The 1,073-nt window shown below is 77.8% G+C and carries 1 protein-coding gene; it reads right to left on the minus strand.

Features of this window, described 5'->3' with window-relative positions; genetic code table 11:
- Positions 1-7: 7 nt before the first annotated feature.
- The coding region (locus AA75_RS53795; protein ID WP_206743459.1) for an SPFH domain-containing protein at positions 8-1,073 on the minus strand (1,066 nt) is incomplete at its 5' end.

Below are 1,073 nucleotides of genomic sequence, written 5' to 3' on the forward strand. Positions count from 1 at the left end.
TCGTGGCTCAGGCCGGGCGGCCTTCCTTCCGGGCCGGCCGGGCCGCCGGGGCCGGTAGCGAGGCGCTCATCCCGGCGGGCGCGACGAACGCGACCAGCAGGTGCTCCATGAGCGCACTGCGGGCGGCCGTGTCCAGCTCCTGCGCGGTGGCCCGCTCCAGCCGGCGGACGGCGAGCGCGGCGGCCTCCACCGCGTCGTCCACCAGCACCGTCCGCAGACCGGCGTCCAGCTCCGCGAGCCGGCGGCGGCGCATCGAGTCGGCCACCTCGGGTGCGTAGTCCAGCGCCAGCGGCTGCACCGAGTACACCTCCAGGCCCGCCGGGGCCGCCTCGGCCACCAGCGCCCTGGTCAGCTCGTCGGAGAACCACTGGCCGTCCCGCAGGGCCGGGCCGGGAGCAGCGTTGGAGTCGCAGGGCAGGGTGCTGGCGGTACGGGTCAGCACCGCGTGCACCTGCTCCCGCAGGTAGGTCTCGTGCTCGTCGACGCCCAGCATGGCCCGCGCGGTGTCCTTGACCCGCCACACGACCAGCAGCCGCACCACGATCGGCGTACCGCTGCGGTCGGTCACGTGCACCGGGTCGCTGCGCCAGTGGCGCAGCCGGACGTCCACCCGGTGGCGGCGCAGCAGCGGGTTGACCCAGACCAGGCCGGTCCGGCGGACGGTGCCCCGGTAGCGGCCCCAGCGGGAGAGCACCCGGGTCTCGCCGCCCGCGTTGGCCAGCAGCCCGGCCAGCGCCGTCATGATCGCCAGGCCGCCGACGGCCGCGGTGCCGATCTCCCGCTCCGTCACCACCGGGACGCCGGCCGACCTGGCGATCGGGTTGCGGATGTCCGGGAAGGCCCCGGTGTGCAGCAGCAGCCCCGACCGGGCCAGCGCCAGCACCAGCGCGGCCGCGCCGAGCAGGACGGCCAGCAGCGCGACCCAGCCGGGAACGGTACGGGCGGTGCGCTCGCGCAGCGCGTGGTCGACCCGCGGGGGGCGGCGCGACGCCGGGGTGTCGGGCCCGGCGGCGGGCGGCGGCACCGGGACCGTCGTCGGGACCGGCGTCGGGTGGACGGGGGCGGGTGCGGCG

It is taken from the genome of Kitasatospora sp. MBT63 (assembly GCF_000710465.2).
Lineage (GTDB): Bacteria > Actinomycetota > Actinomycetes > Streptomycetales > Streptomycetaceae > Kitasatospora.